The sequence below is a fragment of the bacterium genome (genome assembly GCA_019695305.1).
Lineage (GTDB): Bacteria > UBA10199 > UBA10199 > UBA10199 > JAIBAG01 > JAIBAG01.
This window is the reverse complement of sequence record JAIBAG010000014.1, coordinates 29,250-48,851: the sequence shown is the minus strand read 5'-3', so window position 1 is coordinate 48,851 and position 19,602 is coordinate 29,250. Positions and strand designations below refer to the sequence as shown.

The following is a 19,602-nucleotide window of genomic DNA, read 5'->3' as shown; positions in this document are numbered from 1 at the left end:
TTGCAAAGGTTTACCACTATTTGTTTTGGCAAGTAAAGCAGTTCATGCTAGGCATGAGCGATGTTTTTCGAACCAGGCATACTCTATCGTCTTCCTCTTTATATGATCTACGGGCTTGTGTGCGAGGTACTCTTTACAGCCACTTGCGATTTACTCTCACCCCATTTTTTAAAAACATGGAATGTTGTGGCCCGCGAATCAATCAACACGCAACCCATGTGGCGTATACCCGGACGCGACAAGCGGGCCATGGGATACACATTTTTATGGATGCTGCCCATTTATGCCCTGCTTATTTTTTTAGAACCCATTTCCAAAATGTTGGCACAAACACCCCTCATGGTACGCGGTGGGCTTTATGTTCTAGGGCTGTGGTTTGTAGAATACACCACGGGTTTTCTTATAAAAAAAATTAGCGGGCGTTGCCCCTGGGACTATTCGGCCTCGCGCTATAACCTGCACGGTTTTATTCGTTTTGATTTTTTCATTTTTTGGCTTGTCTTTATGCTAGTGGCAGAAAAGCTGACGGTAAAATTTATTGCGCTTACCCCGGCGTTGATGCAAATTTTTGGTGGATAGTAGATGGTGGATAGTGGATGGAAAAACCTTCCTTAACCATTCACCATCCACTACCTACCACCCACTTCTTCAATAATGCCCAAAGTAAAACTAAAAACCGTCTACGCCTGCCAAAACTGCGGCCATCAAACTTCCAAGTGGCTGGGAAAATGTCCCGATTGCAATCAGTGGAACAGTTTTGTGGAAGAAATTAAAACCGGCAATAACGAACCCGATATCCCGTTTTTTGAACTCAAATCGGATGAAGCCATTCCCCTTTCAGAAGTAACTCTTGATAGCTACCAGCGTATCCCCACGCAATTAAAAGAATTAGACCGCGTGCTGGGTGGCGGCATTGTTCCTGGTTCGCTGATCCTCCTGGGTGGCGATCCAGGGATCGGTAAATCCACACTCGTCCTCCAAGCTTTAAACAAATTGGCCGAGAGCGGTGTGAGTGTGCTCTATGCTACCGGCGAAGAATCGCGCGAGCAGATTAAAATGCGTGCCAATCGTTTAAACATCAGCTCATCATTATATGTTGTGGCCGAAAATTCGATTGAGCGCATTTTAAACCAGGTGCAAAAAATAAAACCCGATGTGCTCGTGGTCGATTCCATTCAAACCGTTTATTTACAAAACCTCGAATCGGCTCCAGGTTCTATCTCGCAAGTACGCGAGTGCGCAGGGAAACTTTTATATTTATCGAAAACACAAAACATCGCAACGCTCCTCATTGGCCATGTCACCAAAGAAGGCGCTCTTGCCGGCCCCCGTGTTTTAGAACACATGGTGGATACAGTATTATATTTTGAAGGTGACACGCGCCAACAATGCCGCATTTTGCGATCCATCAAAAATCGTTTTGGATCCACCAACGAAATTGGCGTGTTTGAAATGACCGGTGATGGCTTGATTGAAGTGACCAATCCCTCTCTTTTCTTTTTACCCGAACGCAGCAAAGAAGTAAGCGGCTCTACCATTACAGCAGCCCTGGAAGGGGCCCGTCCCTTTTTGGTGGAAATTCAGGCACTCGTTTCCGATTCATCCTTAACCAATCCCAGGCGCACAACATTAGGGGTTGATAATGGCCGAGTTGCTTTAGTTATCGCGGTGTTAGAGAAGATTTTGGGCCTTAATTTGTATAACCAGGATGTGTACGTGAATGCGGCCGGAGGCTTTAAAATTATGGAACCAGCCGCCGATGCCGCCATCTTGGCGGCCTTGGTCTCCAGTTTCCGCAATAAACCCCTTCCACATCAAACACTTATCTTGGGCGAAGTAGGTTTGACAGGTGAAATTAGAGGTGTCATGGGTGCCGACATTCGCTTATCCGAGGCCCACAAGCTTGGCTTTACACACTGTATCCTCCCGAAAAACAATAAGAAAATAATTGGGTCTTCCCAAATAAAAGTGAGCCTTGTAGAATCGGTTTCAGATTTAATAGACGCCCTAATCTAGGGTGGTTGGGATGGGTGGGGTAACAATTTACCCCACCCTTCACACCCAAAAATCCCGTCCATTTTATCCTTGAGTACTCGTTAAAACCTATGATAAGGGTACGCCTCGTTTTTTTGATCGTACGAACTGCTTGCTGAAAGGTTATTTATGAAAGAAGGAATTCATCCTCAATATTATGATGTAAAGGTTGTTTGCTCATGTGGAAACACAATTGATACCGCCTCTACCTCCAAAGAAATCCACGTAGAAATTTGTTCCAAATGCCATCCGTTTTTTACCGGTAAGCAAAAATTACTGGATACCGAAGGACGTGTGGATCGTTTCAATAAAAAATATGCAAAACGTGACGAGCTCTTGGCTAAAAAGAAAGGCCCTCGCACAATTACCATTAACGATTAGCGGTTTTTAACTGCGGATTCGCCCAGGTGGTGTGGGTTCGAATCTGCCGAAAATCCCATCCAGGAATAAACCCCGGGATGGGATTTTTTTTGGCCACCATAATGTAGCGGCTTTAGCCGCACTATAATAGACAGCCAACCCAGCGCAGCACCGCGGAGCGGGGCGAAGCAGGGTGGGAGTTTTGCAAACATTAAAGTTTTGCCAGAACCGCTTTATCAGGATTGTTTTTATTTTTTATTCATTAATCCGCATCTTAAGAGTAACCCACCCCAACCCTCCCTTAATTTAAGGGAGGGAGCTTTCTTTTCTCTCCCCCTTAGACTAAGGGGGAGCTGGAGGGGGTTACTCTTATTTTATGTTCGATAAACTACACGACGTAGAAAGAAAATACGAAGAACTAACCCGCCGTTTGGGTGATCCGCAAACGCTTGCCAATAACGCCCTCTTTCAGCAACTGGCCAAAGAAGAAATGAATTTGCGCGTACTCGTAGAATGCCATCGCAAATACCGTAAAAAACAGGAAGAGCTGGCCGGTAATAAAAAGATTTTAGAAGAAGAAAACGACGAAACGCTGCGCGAGATGGCTAAAGAGGAAATGCCCGGGCTAGAAGCCGAAGTGGCCAGTCTTGAAAACGAACTTAAAGTTCTTCTGCTCCCCAAAGACCCTAACGACGCTAAAAATATCTTTTTAGAAATCCGCGCCGGCACCGGCGGGGATGAAGCCGGTATTTTTGTGGCCGATCTTTTCCGCATGTACTCGCGTTATGCCGAAACACGCGGTTGGACTGTAGAGATCGTATCGTCTAATCCCACCGGTGTGGGTGGTTTTAAAGAAGTGATTGCTTTAATTAGCGGCAACAACGTGTACTCGCGCCTTAAATTTGAAAGCGGTACCCACCGCGTGCAACGCGTGCCCAAAACCGAAGCTCAAGGTCGCATTCATACCTCCGCTGTGACGGTAGCCGTTATGCCCGAAGCCGAAGATGTGGAAATTGATATTAAAGAAAATGAACTGCGCGTTGATGTATTCCGCGCCGGCGGCCACGGAGGTCAGAGTGTAAACACCACCGATTCTGCCGTGCGCTTAACGCATATTCCTTCGGGATTAGTTGTAGTCTGCCAGGATGAAAAATCGCAGCACAAAAATAAAGCCAAAGCCATGAAGGTTTTAAAAACTCGTTTGTATGATATGAAAATGCAGGAACAGATGCAAAGCGAAGCCGCCGACAGAAAAGAGAAAGTAGGATCCGGTGACCGCAGCGAAAAAATCCGCACGTATAATTTTCCACAAAGCCGCGTAACGGATCATCGCATTGGACTTACTCTGCATCAATTAGATACGGTGTTAAACGGCGATATGGATTTGCTTATTGATCCCCTCGTGATGCACCATCAAGCCGAAGCGCTTAAAGAAGGGGCTAGGGATTAGGGGTTAGGGACTAGCTTACAGATTATTCTTGCTAGCCCCTAACCCCTAGCCCCCAACCCCTAATTCCCCATGCAATGGACAACGCTCTCGCTACTCGACTGGACCACGGGTTATTTTGAAAAACACAACATCCCCTCGCCTCGTTTAGATGCCGAAATTTTACTGGCGCATGTTTTAGGATTAACCCGTGTGCAACTCTACATGCAATTTGACCGCCCCATGAATGCGGATGAATTAGCGCGCTTTAAAGAACTAATGCTGAGACGTTCTAAAAATGAACCGGTAGCCTATATTGTGGGGAATAAAGAATTTTATTCCTTACCCTTTGCCATTGGCCCAGGCGTTCTCATCCCGCGCCCCGAAACCGAACTCCTGGTGGAAGCGGTGCTTAAGCATCCTTTTTTTACCGATAAAACAAAACCCTCTCATATTTTTGAAGTTGGAACCGGCTCGGGCAATATCATCATCACGCTGTTAAAGCATTGGACAACAGTCATGGGCACCAGTTGGGATATTTCTGAGAAAGCTTTAGAAATTGCCTCACAAAATGCAGCACGGCATGTGGTAAGTGAAAGACTAACGCTGGAAAAAAAGAACTTTTTAACCGAAATACAAATGCCAGTTTGTGATATTTTTGTTTCTAACCCTCCCTATATTAGTAAAACCGAAATGGAAACAGTGATGCCCGATGTAAAAAACTTTGAACCCCTAGAGGCCTTAGTGGCCGATGATGACGGGTTTATTTTTTACAAAAAAATTGCCGAAACCTTAAAAAGCCGTCTACAATGGCAGCTAGCTATTGTAGAAGTGGGCGATACGCAGGCTCAAAAAGTAGTTTCACTTTTTGATGGCCTAGGCAGCATAAAAACCATAAAAGACTATCAAGGGATTGAACGGATTGTAGTTATAGAGAGGTGAATAGTGGATAGTGGATAGTGAATGGAAAGAAAGTTATTTCTTCTGCCATCCACCATCCACCATTTACCATCCACCATTCAAATGGATAAAATTATTATTGAAGGCGGACATAAGTTACACGGCACGGTAAAAGTATCGGGGGCTAAAAATGCAGCCCTGCCTATTTTAACCGCCTCTATTCTCACACGCGAAACATGCACCTTTTCAAACATGCCCGATTTAGCCGATATCAACACCATGGTAAAACTTATTGCCCAATTTGGCATTAAGGCTGAGCCCGGCAAAAAAAAGGTAAAACTTACCGCTCAAAAAATTACCAGCACTGAAGCCCCGTATGATTTAGTGCGCACCATGCGCGCCTCGTGCTTAGTCTTGGGCCCCATGCTGGCCCGCATGGGTGTAGCCCGTGTATCGTTACCCGGCGGCTGCGCCATTGGAGCCCGCCCCATCGACAGGCATTTAAAAGCATTGGAAGAAATGGGCGCCACTATTAAGCTTGAAGGCGGATATGTAGAAGCAACATGCAAAAAATTAAAAGGCGCGCGTATTTATTTTGACGACATCACGGTAACCGGTACCGAAAACATCATGATGGCCGCAACGCTCGCCCAAGGCACCACTATTTTAGAAAATGCCGCGCGCGAACCCGAAGTGGTGGATTTAGCCAATGTGTTAAATGCCATGGGGGCCCGCGTTATGGGTGCCGGAACAGACACCATTACTATTGAAGGGGTAGATGAACTGACGGGCTGTGATTATGCCGTGATGCCCGATCGCATTGAAGCCGGCACGTTTTTAATTGGTTGTATTTTGGCTGGAGGCGAAATTTCGGTACAAGATGCCGTTCCCGAGCATTTGGGATCACTTTTATCCCGCTTAAGCGAGTGCGGTGCTTTGTACGAAATAGAAAAAACAACCATTCACATTAAAGCCCCCAAAGAAATTTTGCCGGTAAACCTCAACACCCAACCCTACCCCGGTTTTGCCACCGATTTTCAGGCCCAATTTATGGCCATGATGACCCGCAGTAACGGGGTGAGTCTTATTACCGAAAATATTTTTGAAAACCGCTTCATGCATGTGCCCGAGCTTAACCGCATGGGGGCCGATATTAAGCTGGAAGGCAACACGGCCATCATTAAAGGAGTTCCATACCTTACCGGAGCCCCGGTTATGGCCACCGATTTAAGGGCTTCGGCCTGCCTGGTTGTAGCCGGCCTTGCCGCCCAGGGCATTACCGAAATCCACCGGGTTTACCATTTAGACCGGGGTTACGAGCACATGGAGCGCAAATTCCGCAAGCTGGGAGCCCGGGTAAAACGCGGTAAGGTGAAGTACTAAGAGTAACCCCCTCCCGTCCTCCCCCTTAATCTAAGGGGGAGGGGTATTCTGCCTTAATTTTGCTTCAAATCCTCCTCCCTCCTCGAAGTGGCCCCTGTGGGGTAGATTAAGGGAGGGACAGGGTGGGTTACTCCCCCAATTCCCCCTTGATATTCCCCCTTTTTTGGATTAAGTTCCCAAAACTGTCTAATTTTTAAATACGCCTTTAAGGGTCATGTGCTGCATTAAAAAATTAGTCTAAACACATGAAAATTCTAAGAACAACCGATCGCAATTTTAGATACGACTTTGGAAAAGTTTACAAAGACCGCATGCTTTTTCCCGACACGGTGGAAAAAACCGTTGCCACCGTTTTAGACGACATTCGCCGCATGGGTGACCAATCACTTTTTAAATACACCGAACAATTTGATAACTTTGTTGTTTCTACAAAAAACATTGAAGTGTCCAAAAAGGAAATCGCCGCTGCTGTTAAAAAAGTAGATAAAAAAGATATTAAAGCCATCGAAAACGCTGCCCGTCGCATCGAAGATTTTTCTAAACAAGGTATTCTTAAATCCTGGCAAAACACAAAAGATGGCATTACCCTGGGTTTTAACTACCGCCCTATCGAACGTGTAGGCATTTATGTACCTGGTGGCAAAGCCGCCTATCCTTCTTCTGTGTTAATGACTGCCGTTCCTGCTCGCGTAGCGGGAGTTTCCGAAATTATCATGGTGTCACCCTGGCCCCGCGGAGAAGTAAACCCAGCTGTTTTGGCCGCCGCTAAAATTGCCGGTGTGGATCGAATTTTTAAAGTGGGTGGAGCACAAGCTGTTGGTGCACTGGCTTACGGCACTAAATCGGTTCCTAAAGTAGATAAAATTGTGGGGCCTGGTAATATTTATGTCACCTTGGCTAAAAAGCGCGTGTATGGCGATGTGGATATCGACATGATTGCCGGCCCTTCCGAAATTTGCGTACTGGCAGATGGTAGTGTTCCCGCTCAATATATTGCTGCCGATTTATTAGCCCAGGCCGAACACGACGAACTAGCCTGCCCTCTTCTTATTACCGACGACTCCAATTTTGCCAGCCGTGTGGACGGTGAAGTACGCATCCAATTGGCAAGCCTTCGCCGTAAAGACATTGCCAATGCATCTATTCAAAAGCGAGCCCTTATTGTGCTGGTGCGTAACTTGAATGACGGGATTGATTTAGTAAACGAAATTGCTCCTGAGCATTTGGAACTAGCCGTTAAAGACCCTAAGAAAATTTTGGATAAAATTATCAATGCCGGCGCTGTTTTTATGGGTGCCTATACGCCAGAAACCATGGGCGATTATTTAGCAGGCCCCAGCCACGTGCTACCCACCGCTGGAACCGCCCGTTATTTTTCGCCGCTTAATACCAATTCGTTTATCAAAGCCACATCGGTTATTTCGCTCGATAAAAACGCGTTTAACAAATTAGCGCCGGATGCCATTCGGCTTGCCGAAATGGAAGGTTTGGACGCCCACGCCAAAGCGGTTTCAATCCGTCTAAAGTGACGCCTGATTGAGCTTTTGGTTAAGACGAGCCACAATTCCCTGAAAACCTTCTTCGTTTACAATGCGATTAAATTGCGATCTAAAATTACGGCTTAATAAAACGCCGTCCACTTCCAAATCTACAATTTTGTAATTTTGTTCCTGTTTTAAAACAAAAAAGTTTATGACAACGGTTTTATGGTTGTTCACTACCGATTGAACTTTTATTTTTTCCAATCCATTGTTGGCGGTAACCGAAACGATGGAATAATTTTTAAAATACGGTTCCCAATTTTTCATTTCGGAAAAAAACTTCTTTTTAAGAAGTTTGTCGAACAAAGCCGTTAATTCCTTTTTTTGCTCAGAATTCAGCGTGTCTATAAAATCAATGGAGGCTCTACCCAAAATAGAACTCGAATCGTAATAGATCTCTACCAGAGCATGGGCTTCTGTCTCGTTTACAGAGGACGAAACCTTGCCCAGCTGGGTTATAAAACCCTTAAGCCAGGTCCGGCTATCCCCACCGGCCTCGGTGGCATGGGCCAGTGGGAATACCAGAACTAAAAATAATAAGGAGAGTGCAATGAGTCTCATATTATTGATGATGAATATCGATGATACCGGTTAACAGTGTTTGAAAGTAACTTTCAACAAGCTTCATCTTATATCCTTCCACTACAAAGGGATAACCACTTTCTACAGGCATAGTTTGTGCATTGGGAGGAACATCAAAAAATGCCTTTAGGTTAATGGTCACCTCTTCATTTTTAGGTAAACTTGTGAAAGATACAAATTGTCCTTTAAGCGATGTTTGAGCCTGCTGCACGGTGGTCAGTAAATCGGTTAAAGCAACCTCTGTTAACGACGGGGCAAAATCACTACCTGCGCTTCGAATGCGAGTTAAGCCTTCTTCGGCATTTTGTAATGCCCGAATGAAACGCAACTTTTGGCCGGTAATTAAACTACTATCTAGCAGCGATAAAAACGGAACATTATCGGTGGAATAAACACCCACTGTTTTGGCTTCTCCGTTTAAATCGGCCGTTAGAGCATTTACATTTATTTTACTATCTTTAACTAAATAGCCTTTAAACTGCACACCGTAATCATAAGCACCCGCCATATCAAGACCTGCTACAACACCCTGGCTGACAGCCAGTAAAGCGTAAGCATCACCCTGTTTGGCATGTAAATCGTTATCAGTGCCATACACTTCTTTAGGAATCACAAAATCAAGCAAACTGTCACCCACAGCCTTGTTACAATCGGATTCTAATCCAATAAAATAAGGCTGAAGCTGTTTTAAGAAACCTTGCAGTGTGGCCATCGACACATTGTTATCGATTAGCGGTTTAATAACAGCCGCCATAAGTTTGCTAAAATTTGGATTTTGGCGCATGAGTTGCGAAAAAGGCAGTTTAAGATCACTATAGTTGAACTTGTAATCACCATGCGTTTTAGCCAATTGATGATACTGACTAATAGCACCATCGGGCCCAAAAATATTGGTAGCCACCACCACTTGAGGCTGATTAAAGGCTTCCAAAATACTCACCGCCGGGGCTTCTTCGATAGAAAGTGTCATTTTCAGCCAGGCACAACCAAAAGCCAATTGGGCATTAGCGGGTTCATCTACCAACTCATTACAATAGGCATTTTTAGCGGAAACAATGTCCTGCGTTTTTAAAAACGCATAACCACTAGCCAAAGCTTCTTCGGCTGTTCCCGGGTTTTGACCGCCAACAACAAGAGCCAACGAGGCTTCGGTGGGCGTACCATTCACCAAAAAACTGGTAAGACTAGGATTATTATCGGCATCCAAACCTAAACTCACACTATAATGAGTACCGTCATTAAAGTCGGTTTCAAAATCCACCGTATTATCTTGATAGAGATAAGCGTCCGATTGAGAATCCCGCAGACTGCTGCCAGAAAAATCTTTGGATTGAACTGTGGCAGAAATCGGGTTAGACGTTGCAAAACGATCAATACTCACCAGATCGGTACCAAAACCAAACTGGAGCTTTTCGTTACGGGACGAAACAGTCAGATTATAGGCTTTCCCAGCCAAAGGCATAGGCTTAACAGTGACAGGATTAGCGGTTTCAGTGCCAGAGCCTCCGATGGAACTACACGACATACACAAGAAGAGCAAGGCGCTCGACATATAGCAAGAGAACTTCATAAAAATTCCTTTCAAAAAGTTAATATGTACTTTCCCTTGCCCGGATTGACTTATCGCAGAACTAAGCAAAAAGTTGCTAGCAAATTCCTGATTTTCAAGCAGATTCTGTATTCTGTTTGAATACACTCCTCCTTTCAAAAAAAGGATTTACTCCGGTGTTTAGAATAAGGAGAGCCTTATAAAAGCGAGTTATTTCAAACTATTACGGATGAACTAAGATTTGGTTGTATTTCATTTTAAGAGTGCTAAAAACAGCTTCTATGACATCTAAAAACATCCTCCAAATTCCCCTTGGCCATCTTGTGAATTTTCAAAAACTGGAAAAAAGCAGCGATGATCTAGATTTGTCCTACTCGATTAAAACCAAAGAAACAGCCGCGCTAGCCACTTTAATTCATAACGAAATACGTTCTTATTTTAACAAAAATAAAAAAATTACCGCCCGCTCTTTTTTGGGTAAAGAAGCCGTCAAAACAATTTTAAACGCCATTGAGCACAATGTGGTGCTTGATAAAAAATCGGAACGCTGGGTTAAAAGTATTATCCACTCCGATTATATTAAAAATCTTTTTGGCGAAACCATCCATGTAGCCATTGTGTCGTTTTATAAAAAGGTAAACCCTCTTTTTGGCGGGCTTGCTACCAGCATGCTTGAAAAACAAATACGAGGTGCCATCGATTTTGTAATCAACATGGTGCTCGATGTTGCCGTTGGCTTTGTACTAAATCCCAAAAACCAAAAAATGTTTGCCCAATTTGTGGAAGGCTTAGCGAATGAAATTTTGGACGTGCCTATGCACAGTATTTTAGAGTCTTTATCCGATGACAACCTGCGTCATATTATTGAATTAAGCCTTTCGCTCTCAAACGATACCGTTTTGCAGAACAATACTCAAAAGCTCATCAAACACCTCTTACCCAAGTTGGCTAAGGCTTTAAAGGCTAAAAAAGGCGCTGATTTTATTGAACTAAATAACGAATCACTTTTAGACCTTTTACATAACGCAGCCTGACAAAAAAACTTAAAAAAACCCTTAAGCTTTGTGAGGAAATCCCGTATCCTTATATTAAGGGAGAGTAGCGTTATGTATTGGTTAGAAAAAACCGATAAAGAAAAAGGCGAAACTCAGGAAATCCTTATCCCACTTGAGCTTCCGCTGCCCATGCCAGGTGAAATACCCTACCCGCAAGAAGAACCCCAAAAGAAATCCCATTTAATTGAAATTGATATGGCTTAGTGCGTTAAAGGAGAATTTAGCTTCTGAGTAAGGCGCGCTACAATTCCAGCATACCCTTCTTCGTTAAATATACGGTTAAATTGGCCTCTAAAATTACGGCTCAATAAAACCCCATTCATTTCAAAATCTGCAATTTTGTACCCTGTTTGATTTTTCGAAATAATAAAAACCATCTCAAACGCTTTAGCCGGTTCTATCATAGTTTTGACGATAACACGGTCTTCTAAGCCTTCTTTTTTAACAGAACCAATCGAACAGTTTTTGAAATAAGCGTTCCACCCTGGCAGTTCTAAAAAAATCTTCTTTTTTAAAAGACGGTCAAAAAGACCAGCCATTTCTTTTTTTTGAGCTCCTGTTAACCCTTCTACATCAAGGGTAGATTTACCAAGCAGGATATCGCTAGCATAAAAACGGTCGACAATTTTGTTCGCATCGTCCGAAGTGGGTGTAGCAGGAAGTGCCTTCATATATGCGAGAAATTCCTCCACAAAAATCTGACTCGTTCCCGAGGCACCATAAAGTGCCCCAGGAACTATCAGAAAAAAAATAAATAAAAGCCAAACTATTTTCTTCATAGATTTAAGGATTGTTAACCTCAACAATACCGGTTCCTAATTCTTTAAAATAGTTTTCTACCGGCTTCGCTACTTTGTTTTCGATAACAAAAGGATAGCCGGCTTCAATTGGCAGAGTTTGAGCATTGGGCGGAGCATCAAAGAAAGCGCCCAAATTAACCGAAAAGTCTTCTTGATGCGGCACATTGCTAAAGTGCACCGCCTGACCGGTCATCGACGTGGATGTTTCTTCTACAGCCACAATCATATCGCTTACTTTCGATTTGCGTAAGGACGGATAAAAATCGGTAGAGTCATCTTTAATTTTATTCAAACCCTTTCGCGCATTTTTTAAACTTTGAATGAAACGAGCCTTTTGGCCCGTAACAAGGCTCCCGTTTAAAAGCGATAAAAATGGAATATTATCCGTGGTTAAAGCTCCAAATGTTTTCACTTCGCCGTTAAGATCGGCCACAAAGGCTTTATCGAATAATTTTCCGTTTTTAATTAAATAATCTTTTAATTGTATGCCGTAATCATAGGCACAAAACAGATTAATGGCTACCAGCGCACCTTGGCTAGCCGCCAGCATGCTGTAGGCATCGCCCTGTTTAGCATGGATATTATTGTCCACCCCATAAAACTCTTTGGGGATAACAAAATCTAAAGAAGGATCGCCCACGGCTTTATTAAAGTGAGATTCAAGCTCGATAAAATAAGGCTCTAACTGTTTTAACAAAGCTTGTAGCTGCGCCACGCTCACACCTTTATCTATTAAAGGCTTAATGACACTTACCACTAAAGCGTTGTCGCTGTTTGAATGTTGTTTTAAATTAGAAGCAAACGGAAGTTTAAAATCGGGATAGTAAAATTGGTAAGTGCTATTTTGCCCCCGGATATTGTAATACTCCCGAATCATACCCTGAGGCCCAATAATATCGTTCGCAATATTTACTGGCTGCTGATTAAAGGACTGCAAAATCTCCCCAACGGAAGTCTGTTCAATAGCCAACATTAGCTTAAGCCAACCGCAGCCAAAAGCTAAAGAGGCATTGGCAGGATCATCGGCCAATTCGTTACAATAGGTATCACGAGCCGAAATAATATCCTTTGCTTTTAAAAATTCTTGCCCGGCCGCAATGGCTTCTTCGGCAGTGCCTGGATTATTAGTACCTACTACCTCAAGAGTAGCGTCCACACTTACACCATTCACCAAAAAGCCGGTAAGACTGGGATTATTGCTATCGTCTAAAACCAGCGTCACATCGTAATTGGTTCCATCATAAAAATCGGTATCAAAATTGAGTTCATTATCAGTATAATTGTACTCATCATTCTGAGAATCCTGAAAAACAAAATCTTCAGAACCGCTCCGTGTTAAAACTATTTTAAGGTTATTGCTAACACCCGATACCATTTTAAAACGATCAATGGCCAAGGTTTCGGGCTGAACACTCACCTGCAACACTTCGTGGCGTGATGTGATTGTAATTTTATAAGCCTTACCAGCAATAGGGACGGGTTTTGAAATAACAGGGTTAGCGGTTTCAGTACCCGATCCACTCTTCGAAGAGCAGGACATGAGCAACAGTAGTAATACACTTAAGAGACATCGAGATAATTTCATAAAAGTTCCTTTCAATGCCTCAACCTACTCAAAAATAAACTATCCGGTCAAGATACATTCCAACAATCCGTATTCTCCTTGAATACAAAGCCCCTCATTTTTAATGTTAAAAATATAAATAATATCAAATATTTATAAAAAATATTTAATAAAGTGGTTTATTGGGGGTAAGGAGACTTGCAGAATACAGAGAGGGAGTTCCAATCGTCTGACGTGTCAGACAAGGCCTGATTTTTTAATGAAGCGAGTTCAGCTTTTCGCGGATTTTTTTGAGGAGATCGGCTTCGTCGAAAGGTTTCACGACAAAATCGGTGCAGCCTTTATCAAAGGCTTCTACATAAGATTCTTTGTGGGCAGTGAGCATTAAAATAGGCAACATTTGATCTTTAGGCACTTTGGTAAGGCTCTCAAACTTACGGATAGCCGCTAACACTTCAAGCCCTGTCATCCCAGGCATACGGATATCGAGGAGTATCAAATCAAAGGCACGGCCCTTCATAAAGCTGCCAATAATGGCCCCCAGGCCTTCGCGACCATTGGCGGCTTCATCTACCTCGTAGCCTTCATACTCCAGGCGCGTGGCAATAGCGTCCACCAAATCGGCTTCGTCGTCTACAATGAGAATTTTCTTGCCCATAACTATCCTCTATACCCTTTTACGGCATTAAAACAGCAATCTTTAAATGAAAATATCAAAATTTTACTGCTTTGCCCCTTTAGCGCTTTCAAAAACCGACATGGCGGTAGCAATCATCCCACTAATATCCGATACCGATCCTGGCACTATCATGGTGTTGGTAGCCTGAGCCAACTTGCCAAATTCCTGCAGATATTTTTCGGCTACAACAAGCTTGGTAGCCATATCCCCACCGGGCTGCTTGATAGATTCTGCAATTTTGGAAAGACTGAGCGCCGTCGCACTGGCCACCGACATAATAGCCTGAGCCTGACCTTCAGCTTCGTTAATTTTTTTCTGTTTTTCAGCTTCAGAATTTTTAATTGTTTCTTGTTTAATACCTTCGGCACGGTTGATCTTGGCATCACGATCACCCTCAGAAACCAAGATTTGCGCACGCTTTTCGCGTTCGGCACGCATCTGTTTTTCCATGGCTTCCAATACATCTTTAGGAGGCGTAATTGATTTCATTTCGTAGCGCAACACCTTAACACCCCAGGGATCAGTTGCGTGATCGATAGAAAGCACAATGGCATTGTTGATTTTTTCGCGTTCTTCAAAGCTGCGGTCCAAATCAATTTTACCAATTTCAGAACGCAATGTGGTTTGCGCTAATTGAATGATTGCCTGGATATAATTATTAACACCGTAAGAAGCGCGCTGGGCATCTACCACACGGAAGAAAATAACGCCGTCTATGTGCACCTGCACGTTATCTTTGGTGATACAAATTTGCTCGGGGATATCGAGAACAATTTCTTTTAATTGATGCTTGTAACGGATCTGATCGACAAACGGCACCACAATATGCAAGCCGGCGTCTAGCGTGCGGCTGTATTTACCTAGCCGTTCGATAACATAAGCCGATTGCTGCGGCACAATTTTAACGGTTTTAAAGAAAAATATAATGGCAAATGCGGCAAATATAATAGCTGTATACATTTAATCTCCTTAGTTTCCAGTTACAAACAGTTTAGTTCCTTCAGTTTTACTAATAACAACTTTTTCTCCGGCATTTAAAGCACGTGTATCGGCATTAACAACCGTCCATTTGGTTCCCTGATAATCAACAGTACCCACGTTTCCGGGAACAATATTTTCATTTAAAACTACATGATGACCGGCGTCGGCCGAGAAGTTTTTTGAAGCACCAAAATTAGCGGCAAATTTTTTTCTGAATAATAAAAGCCCCGACAAACCAGATAAACCAAATATGATCAACTCAAGGGTTATATTATTTAGTCCAAAAAACTTGAGAGCAGCTACCAATAAAGCCGCCAGGCCAAAAAACAAAACTGCAAAGGTTCCGGTAAAAACTTCGATAATAATAAGGATAATGCCGGTAATAGCCCAAAGGGCAGTAGGTGAAATTTGTTCAAGCATGGTGGCCTATTGTAGACGCTTTTAGCGGGATGACAATCAAAAAATACCCTTTCTTCATTCTTGAAAAGTATGAGAGGCTTGCCTATAGAACATTATGGACTTTTCCATCCCTATTGCTGCTATTGATGTAGGCTCTAACGCTATCCGTTTTATGGTAGCCGAAGCCAAAAATGATGGCAGCATCGTGCCTATTAAAAAATTCCGTAAAGCGATCAGGTTAGGTCACGATACCTTTACCGAAGGTAAAATTGCTTCTTCTACTATCAAGCGTACAGTGGATGCGTTCCAAAAATTTCGTAAAGTTATCAATAACCGTAAAATCCTTCATTATAGAGCTGTAGCAACCAGCGCGTTGCGCGACGCTTCTAATGGAAAAGAAACAGCAGAGGCCATCCTGGCCCAAGCCGGCATTAAGTTAGAAGTAATTGATGCCATGGAAGAAGGACGTCTTATTCATTTGGCCGTATCTAAAAATGCCGAAATTGCCGATAAAAACGTTTTGCTGATGGATATTGGCGGCGGCAGTGTAGAGCTTACTCATTCGCTTAAAGGCAAAATCTTAGCCTGCAAAACCTTCCCTGCCGGCACTGTGCGCTTGCTAGAAATTATGAATCAAAAAAAATTATCGGAAGACAATTTACCCGACCTGGCTGCTAAACATACGGGTATTAAAGAGTTTATAGATGCAGCCCGGGCCAAGGGCAATATTGATATGTTTGTGGGCACAGGCGGCAATTTTGAAAGCCTGGGCCGCCTGCGTAAAATGCTGCTTGAGCGCAACTCCTCCAACAAATTTACAGTAAAAGATTTAAATTATGTAATCGCTCAAATAAAAAAAACCGATATTAAAGAGCGAATGGATAAATTTGATATTCATTCTGACAGAGCCGATGTTATTTTACCGGCTGCCACCATGATTTTAAAAGTAATGACCGAGGCCGATATAGAAAAATGCCATATCCCCGGATGCGGATTAAAAGAAGGTTTGCTCTACGAAATTTCGGATAAGCTTTTAGCTTAAACGCTATGGATAACACCGGTGTTTAAATGACACAAATGTCCGTTTAAAATTTCAACCTGGGTATTAAGATTGGCGCGCAATTCTAAAATTTCTTTCACACGTCTTTCCAGCTTTTGATTTTTTTCTTCGCTTTCAAACAAATCGACACTCAAGGTTGTAAGCTGACAATCGAGGGTTTCAAGGCCCACTGAAGTTTCTGTGTTTACTGTTTCGGCTAACTCTAAATAGCGCTTTTGCCATTGATGGATGTTCATGCTTTATAGATAAAGCAAGGAGGATGCCAAAAACAAACCCCTTTTTAATATATAACACATTGATTTATATATGTTTTACTAGAAGAAAGACCGTCAGTTTTTTGATTCCTGGCACTATTTGCCTCTCAAACCAATAGTTTAAGCACAGTCTCACCGGTGACACTATCCAGTCCGATATTGAGACTGTTGTCGGACTCACGCCTTTTATCCCAATTTACAAACCTCTGATTATTCTCGCTTTTTAATTTTAAAATACCTGGCACGTGTTTTGGAATACTTAAAGCTCAAGGAGACTTTATGACAACATTCAACTTCAATATAGATACAAACAAAATAAACTTTAACCCAAACCTATTTTTATCAAACAGTCCCAAAGTAACCCCTGAAACTTTTTTTAAAGAATACAGCGGTATTTTAAAGGAAGGGATACAAAAACATTTTGATCCCGATTTTATCACTCAAAAACTCTTCGAATTTTCGAGCCAACACCCACAACTCACCAAGCTTTTTAACTTACCCACAACTTATGCCGATACCCGCAATCAAATTGTGAAGCCGTCTGTTGATACTTACAATTTTAGATTACAAAATATGGCCGGTGCAGCACAAAGCCCCACAAAACTCCAAACCTTTGGCGACAAATTAGCCTTTGCAGCTACCACAGTGGCAACCGACATGAGCTCTAAAGGCAAGTGCTACCGTGGAGTTAAAAGCGCTTTGTATCAAATGGGCATTAATCTGAAAGGCTATGCTGCCTACCAGGCCAAAGATCAGCTGTTAGCAAGCCCCAAATTTAAAACACTCGATGTAGCAGCCGAAGATTTAAACAAGCTGCCGGCGGGCTCTATTGTGGTGTGGGATAAATCGCCACAAAAACCCTATGGTCATATTTCAATAGCCTTGGGCAACGGCCAAGAAGCCAGTGATCACATTCAAAACCAAATTACCAACGGCAATAAGTACGGCGGATACACCGTTTTTATTCCTCAATAGTTATGAAACCACAATTATACCTTATTACCTTTATAAGCGTGCTGGCATGCACTACTGCAGAAGCTCAAGAATTCACTCTATATAAAAGCGCCAACACTCCTCTTGCGTTTTCTTTACCCAAAACAGCTTATAACGAAGCTAAAGAAGTAATGACTGTATCGGTAAAAGAAAACAAAAACACATTGTATATTGGCACAGCCAATAAGCTAAGCCTCTCAGACAATGGTATTTTTGAAATAACCGTGCAATCAGATGTACCCTCTAACCAAATTGAAAGCTGGGTAAAAAAATGGACCGATAAAAGCTGTCAAATTTACGAGATTAAAAAATCATCTCAAAATTTGTCTACGGTTACATTTGGACCTGCTGAACGCTTGCAACAAAATTACGAGGAAAATAGCTGTGTTCCCGATCATCCGGTAAAAATCCAATATTCACAAACATCTCAAACACTTGTTAAAATTGAAGCCAAAAGCCAGGATTGTATTTTCTTTAATCCCCCCAACATCAATTCTAATCAGTGTTTGGAAGATGATAAATTTGTTCAATCGATAGAGCTGAGATTATAAGAAATACACGCCATTTAACAATAAAAGTTAGGATATATCCCTATAATGTAAAAAGGAGCTAACCCTAAATTTTATATTGCTTTTATAACTGTTTATTATTTAAACCAGCAAACAAAGGTGAGTGCCATGATAAAAAAAATTAAAATCAATATTCCTTTCTTATTCTTCACATTTCTTTTTGCCTGTGGCGGAGCAGGCAGCCCAGCACCCACCCCTCCTGATCCACCAACGGGATCATTATCTACCATGGATACGCTAATAGAAGGTGTCTATTCTGCTGATGGCTCTGAAACGTCTAGCGGCTGTGAATACAGTGTATGTGGTTCTAGCGGCGGAACAGACCATTCCTTTTTAATACTCGACAAAAACAAACATTTTTTTATGTGTCGCGATTGGACCTCATTTTCTGGAACAAGCTTACCCGGAATTGGGATATCAGACTACAGCTCAAATCATGGCTCGTGGTGCGCATATGGCACATTTGAATCTAAATATTTATTATATGATGACAGCGAATGGACTGAAGAAAGCAACGAAGTTCCAGATCGTGTTTCTCTCATTTTAAATGCAGAAAGATACATCAACAATCCCGACACTTTTTCTTGTTACCAAAATGATGAAAAACTGAAAACAGAAGACTACAATAACACTTTTTTTGACTTTGAAGCTGTTGACAGTTTTTCTACATCTGCCGATGACGGATGGTATATTGAATACGAGGATACTGAAGAACTTAAAGTTAAATCGATTGATGGCATGGAACAAGAAAGTGAAATCAATAGCAACAACTCTGATATTTTTAACAGTTATCTTATAGCCATGGGCCTTTCTTACAATGCAAACACGTCATCAATAACCATCACTAAACCATGCCATACTTACGAAGAGCGGGAACTAATAAACGACTTAACACTTACACCTGAAAATGGCACTTACTATCAAGGACAAGGAAGTGGCTATTATGAATTTGATGTCCCTGTAACAAGGGGTGATTTTATATCTCTTGTGGGCTTTACAAACTCTGGAAACGGATATCTTATTGTTTTTCCCGTTTATAACGATAGCGATTATATCGATAAATATTTTGAAGACTATGTGTATCCAGTAGACCCAGACAATGATATCTACTTCGATTTCACTGACTACTACAATAATTTTGAAGCAATTAATGTGACCCATCACCCACTAGACGAAACAAGCGGAAGCTTTTATAATCTTATCGAAGTTAACACTATGGCTCTTGATGATGGCCATTTCATTATTCGTTTTAGAAATGCAACACAAGTTTTTGACGACGAAGAATACAATGAGAGTGAACGTGATAATTTTGTCATAAATTATTTACAAGCTAATTAAACTCTCATCCCTCATACCAACGCCAAACTACAAATTATTTTTCCCACAGTCTCAAAATCGGACTTTAGAGTCCGATTTTGAGACTGCAATTAGGACTCCCTTCCACATCTCCATTTTATAACATCTTGAATTTCA

The 19,602-nt window shown here is 42.3% G+C and carries 21 protein-coding genes; 13 read left to right on the top strand and 8 right to left on the bottom strand.

Annotated elements, in window-relative coordinates:
- Positions 1-60 precede the first annotated feature (60 nt).
- The 7 genes from K1X76_07810 (at position 61) to hisD (ending at position 7,632) form a co-directional block, all read left to right on the top strand.
- Positions 61-579 carry a putative ABC transporter permease gene (locus K1X76_07810; GenBank protein ID MBX7148977.1) on the top strand — a complete coding sequence of 173 codons (519 nt, stop codon included), beginning with the start codon at positions 61-63 and terminating at the stop codon, positions 577-579.
- A gap of 75 nt (positions 580-654) precedes the next feature.
- Entirely contained in the window at positions 655-2,016 is a 1,362-nt protein-coding gene (gene radA, locus K1X76_07805; protein MBX7148976.1) for a DNA repair protein RadA, read from the top strand.
- 147 nt (positions 2,017-2,163) lie between these two features.
- Positions 2,164-2,415: a 50S ribosomal protein L31 gene (rpmE, locus tag K1X76_07800; protein MBX7148975.1), complete on the top strand. Its 252-nt coding sequence runs from the start codon at positions 2,164-2,166 to the stop codon at positions 2,413-2,415.
- Positions 2,416-2,770: 355 nt separating this feature from the next.
- Complete coding sequence (gene prfA / locus K1X76_07795) at positions 2,771-3,844, top strand: peptide chain release factor 1 (GenBank protein MBX7148974.1); 1,074 nt, start codon at positions 2,771-2,773, stop codon at positions 3,842-3,844.
- Positions 3,845-3,913: 69 nt separating this feature from the next.
- Positions 3,914-4,762 carry a peptide chain release factor N(5)-glutamine methyltransferase gene (gene prmC, locus K1X76_07790; protein MBX7148973.1) on the top strand — a complete coding sequence of 283 codons (849 nt, stop codon included), beginning with the start codon at positions 3,914-3,916 and terminating at the stop codon, positions 4,760-4,762.
- A gap of 81 nt (positions 4,763-4,843) precedes the next feature.
- A complete protein-coding gene (gene murA, locus K1X76_07785) occupies positions 4,844-6,103 on the top strand; it encodes a UDP-N-acetylglucosamine 1-carboxyvinyltransferase (GenBank protein MBX7148972.1) in 1,260 nt (419 codons plus the stop codon).
- Between the two features lie 245 nt (positions 6,104-6,348).
- The gene (gene hisD, locus K1X76_07780; GenBank protein MBX7148971.1) at positions 6,349-7,632 is read left to right on the top strand and encodes a histidinol dehydrogenase; all 1,284 of its coding nucleotides are present in this window, start codon (positions 6,349-6,351) and stop codon (positions 7,630-7,632) included.
- On the opposite strand, the gene K1X76_07775 is transcribed toward hisD, so the two are convergent.
- Positions 7,624-8,205: an ABC transporter substrate-binding protein gene (locus tag K1X76_07775; protein ID MBX7148970.1), complete on the bottom strand. Its 582-nt coding sequence runs from the start codon at positions 8,203-8,205 to the stop codon at positions 7,624-7,626. The two genes, hisD and K1X76_07775, sit on opposite strands and share 9 nt — an antisense overlap.
- 1 nt (position 8,206) lies before the next feature.
- A complete protein-coding gene (locus K1X76_07770; protein MBX7148969.1) occupies positions 8,207-9,796 on the bottom strand; it encodes a hypothetical protein in 1,590 nt (529 codons plus the stop codon).
- Between the two features lie 260 nt (positions 9,797-10,056).
- Here K1X76_07770 and K1X76_07765 point away from each other — a divergent pair, with 260 nt between their 5' ends.
- A complete protein-coding gene (locus K1X76_07765; protein MBX7148968.1) occupies positions 10,057-10,809 on the top strand; it encodes a hypothetical protein in 753 nt (250 codons plus the stop codon).
- Between the two features lie 72 nt (positions 10,810-10,881).
- Complete coding sequence (locus K1X76_07760) at positions 10,882-11,034, top strand: hypothetical protein (GenBank protein MBX7148967.1); 153 nt, start codon at positions 10,882-10,884, stop codon at positions 11,032-11,034.
- Here K1X76_07760 and K1X76_07755 read toward each other — a convergent pair.
- The 5 genes from K1X76_07755 to K1X76_07735 all read right to left on the bottom strand — a co-directional run bounded on the left by K1X76_07755 (position 11,031) and on the right by K1X76_07735 (position 15,274).
- Positions 11,031-11,501 (bottom strand): ABC transporter substrate-binding protein, encoded by a 471-nt coding sequence (locus K1X76_07755; GenBank protein MBX7148966.1) that lies wholly within the window; start codon positions 11,499-11,501, stop codon positions 11,031-11,033. The genes K1X76_07760 and K1X76_07755 overlap by 4 nt on opposite strands.
- A gap of 112 nt (positions 11,502-11,613) precedes the next feature.
- Positions 11,614-13,215 carry a hypothetical protein gene (locus tag K1X76_07750; GenBank protein MBX7148965.1) on the bottom strand — a complete coding sequence of 534 codons (1,602 nt, stop codon included), beginning with the start codon at positions 13,213-13,215 and terminating at the stop codon, positions 11,614-11,616.
- Positions 13,216-13,450: 235 nt separating this feature from the next.
- Positions 13,451-13,852, bottom strand: coding sequence for a response regulator (locus tag K1X76_07745; protein ID MBX7148964.1), 402 nt, complete (start codon positions 13,850-13,852; stop codon positions 13,451-13,453).
- Positions 13,853-13,915: 63 nt separating this feature from the next.
- Positions 13,916-14,833, bottom strand: a complete 918-nt coding sequence (locus K1X76_07740; protein ID MBX7148963.1) for a paraslipin — start codon at positions 14,831-14,833, stop codon at positions 13,916-13,918.
- Positions 14,834-14,842: 9 nt separating this feature from the next.
- Positions 14,843-15,274 (bottom strand): NfeD family protein, encoded by a 432-nt coding sequence (locus K1X76_07735; protein ID MBX7148962.1) that lies wholly within the window; start codon positions 15,272-15,274, stop codon positions 14,843-14,845.
- Positions 15,275-15,368: 94 nt separating this feature from the next.
- Here K1X76_07735 and K1X76_07730 point away from each other — a divergent pair, with 94 nt between their 5' ends.
- Entirely contained in the window at positions 15,369-16,295 is a 927-nt protein-coding gene (locus tag K1X76_07730; protein ID MBX7148961.1) for a hypothetical protein, read from the top strand.
- Here K1X76_07730 and K1X76_07725 read toward each other — a convergent pair.
- A complete protein-coding gene (locus K1X76_07725; protein ID MBX7148960.1) occupies positions 16,292-16,549 on the bottom strand; it encodes a hypothetical protein in 258 nt (85 codons plus the stop codon). The genes K1X76_07730 and K1X76_07725 overlap by 4 nt on opposite strands.
- Positions 16,550-16,846: 297 nt before the next feature.
- On the opposite strand from K1X76_07725, the gene K1X76_07720 reads away from it, so the two are divergent.
- From K1X76_07720 to K1X76_07710, 3 genes are all read left to right on the top strand, one after another.
- The gene (locus tag K1X76_07720) at positions 16,847-17,542 is read left to right on the top strand and encodes a hypothetical protein (GenBank protein MBX7148959.1); all 696 of its coding nucleotides are present in this window, start codon (positions 16,847-16,849) and stop codon (positions 17,540-17,542) included.
- Between the two features lie 2 nt (positions 17,543-17,544).
- Positions 17,545-18,111, top strand: a complete 567-nt coding sequence (locus tag K1X76_07715) for a hypothetical protein (protein ID MBX7148958.1) — start codon at positions 17,545-17,547, stop codon at positions 18,109-18,111.
- A 126-nt stretch (positions 18,112-18,237) separates the two neighbouring features.
- A complete protein-coding gene (locus K1X76_07710; protein MBX7148957.1) occupies positions 18,238-19,467 on the top strand; it encodes a hypothetical protein in 1,230 nt (409 codons plus the stop codon).
- Positions 19,468-19,602 lie beyond the last annotated feature (135 nt).

What these genes read in the sequence shown, in the direction of transcription:
- K1X76_07810 (MBX7148977.1), top strand. Translation starts at nt 61, where the DNA reads ATGTTTTTCGAACCAGGCATACTCTATCGTCTTCCTCTTTATATGATC.
- radA (MBX7148976.1), top strand. Translation starts at nt 655, where the DNA reads ATGCCCAAAGTAAAACTAAAAACCGTCTACGCCTGCCAAAACTGCGGC.
- rpmE (MBX7148975.1), top strand. Translation starts at nt 2,164, where the DNA reads ATGAAAGAAGGAATTCATCCTCAATATTATGATGTAAAGGTTGTTTGC.
- prfA (MBX7148974.1), top strand. Translation starts at nt 2,771, where the DNA reads ATGTTCGATAAACTACACGACGTAGAAAGAAAATACGAAGAACTAACC.
- prmC (MBX7148973.1), top strand. Translation starts at nt 3,914, where the DNA reads ATGCAATGGACAACGCTCTCGCTACTCGACTGGACCACGGGTTATTTT.
- murA (MBX7148972.1), top strand. Translation starts at nt 4,844, where the DNA reads ATGGATAAAATTATTATTGAAGGCGGACATAAGTTACACGGCACGGTA.
- hisD (MBX7148971.1), top strand. Translation starts at nt 6,349, where the DNA reads ATGAAAATTCTAAGAACAACCGATCGCAATTTTAGATACGACTTTGGA.
- K1X76_07775 (MBX7148970.1), bottom strand. Translation starts at nt 8,205, where the DNA reads ATGAGACTCATTGCACTCTCCTTATTATTTTTAGTTCTGGTATTCCCA.
- K1X76_07770 (MBX7148969.1), bottom strand. Translation starts at nt 9,796, where the DNA reads ATGAAGTTCTCTTGCTATATGTCGAGCGCCTTGCTCTTCTTGTGTATG.
- K1X76_07765 (MBX7148968.1), top strand. Translation starts at nt 10,057, where the DNA reads ATGACATCTAAAAACATCCTCCAAATTCCCCTTGGCCATCTTGTGAAT.
- K1X76_07760 (MBX7148967.1), top strand. Translation starts at nt 10,882, where the DNA reads ATGTATTGGTTAGAAAAAACCGATAAAGAAAAAGGCGAAACTCAGGAA.
- K1X76_07755 (MBX7148966.1), bottom strand. Translation starts at nt 11,501, where the DNA reads ATGAAGGCACTTCCTGCTACACCCACTTCGGACGATGCGAACAAAATT.
- K1X76_07750 (MBX7148965.1), bottom strand. Translation starts at nt 13,215, where the DNA reads ATGAAATTATCTCGATGTCTCTTAAGTGTATTACTACTGTTGCTCATG.
- K1X76_07745 (MBX7148964.1), bottom strand. Translation starts at nt 13,852, where the DNA reads ATGGGCAAGAAAATTCTCATTGTAGACGACGAAGCCGATTTGGTGGAC.
- K1X76_07740 (MBX7148963.1), bottom strand. Translation starts at nt 14,833, where the DNA reads ATGTATACAGCTATTATATTTGCCGCATTTGCCATTATATTTTTCTTT.
- K1X76_07735 (MBX7148962.1), bottom strand. Translation starts at nt 15,274, where the DNA reads ATGCTTGAACAAATTTCACCTACTGCCCTTTGGGCTATTACCGGCATT.
- K1X76_07730 (MBX7148961.1), top strand. Translation starts at nt 15,369, where the DNA reads ATGGACTTTTCCATCCCTATTGCTGCTATTGATGTAGGCTCTAACGCT.
- K1X76_07725 (MBX7148960.1), bottom strand. Translation starts at nt 16,549, where the DNA reads ATGAACATCCATCAATGGCAAAAGCGCTATTTAGAGTTAGCCGAAACA.
- K1X76_07720 (MBX7148959.1), top strand. Translation starts at nt 16,847, where the DNA reads ATGACAACATTCAACTTCAATATAGATACAAACAAAATAAACTTTAAC.
- K1X76_07715 (MBX7148958.1), top strand. Translation starts at nt 17,545, where the DNA reads ATGAAACCACAATTATACCTTATTACCTTTATAAGCGTGCTGGCATGC.
- K1X76_07710 (MBX7148957.1), top strand. Translation starts at nt 18,238, where the DNA reads ATGATAAAAAAAATTAAAATCAATATTCCTTTCTTATTCTTCACATTT.